A 1,158-nucleotide genomic window follows, 5' to 3' on the forward strand; every position below is an offset into this window, starting at 1 on the left:
GGGGAAATGATCCACGGTCAATTATTACGTATCGGGGAACGTCTTTATGGTGACCCTGCTACAGGCATGCAATATTCATTCTTGCGTGCTGAGCCTGAAAAGCCGACTTGTGATCGACATCCGAATATTGATGCTCAAGTAAAAGAGCAGATGAAAGCAAATGCATCTGATGATTTTGCGAGCTTCTTTGGTGCAGCATCGGAAAGTGATGTCCGTGCATCCTTACTGGCAGCACAGCAGCAATGTGAAGAAAAATATCAAGCTTATGACAAAACTATTAAATATATCGAAGCAAACCCGGGAGTACGTACTTATCGTGCGATCGAAACAGGTTTCTTTGGTATTTTTAAATTCGGTACAGAGAACCGTGCCATTTTACTGGTCTTTATGGTACTGATTTCAGCGATTACTGCATCATTGAAATACCACCATATTGGCTTGCGTAATCCAGCAACAAAAATAGATTACAAAGTGTATTCTCTATTTATGTTGATTGGTAATGCGCTACTGAGCTTCTCGGTCATTAGCCAGTATCGTTCAGTCATTAATTCAGGGGTAACACCTACTTATGAAACAGTAACGATTTACTGGATATGGATGATTCTGTTTGTTGTTCTGACCTTAATTAGTCTGTATCAACTATTTGTTTCACCTCCACCAAAACGTGAAGGCGGTAATATAGGTTTAGCCTTACTTTCTGTACCTTTATATGCCTATATGGCACTAATTACAGGTATTGTATTCACGTTCTTTATGGATTATCCAATGGGGCAAGGGATTTACCTTGGTTTATTGGTTGAGTTCTCGGGTATCTTCTTAAATCTTGCCTTATTTATTTGGGCGGGTATGTTACTCACGCAAACCCGTGTTATGGACTTGTTCTTAAATGTACTTCGTCCATGGAACTTGGCGCCAGAAACCTTAACTTGGTTAATTCTGATTGCTGCTGCTGTACCGACTGCTTATACCGGTGCTTCGGGGATTTTCGTTATCGCGGCTGGTGCGATTATTTATAAGGAAGTTTGGAACGCAGGCGCTCGCCGTCAATATGCATTAGCTGTATCTGCAATGTCTGGCTCCCTAGGGGTGGTTGTACGTCCATGTCTCTTGGTCGTTCTAATTGCGATGTTGGATAGTCGTCATGTTACATCTGATGAA

General features: G+C 41.6%; 1 pseudogene. It reads left to right on the plus strand.

Annotated features, from left to right (window positions below):
• A pseudogene (locus VXQ92_RS19760) lies at positions 1-1,158 on the plus strand (hypothetical protein); the annotation flags it as partial.

It is taken from the genome of Acinetobacter sp. 228, assembly GCF_048147885.1.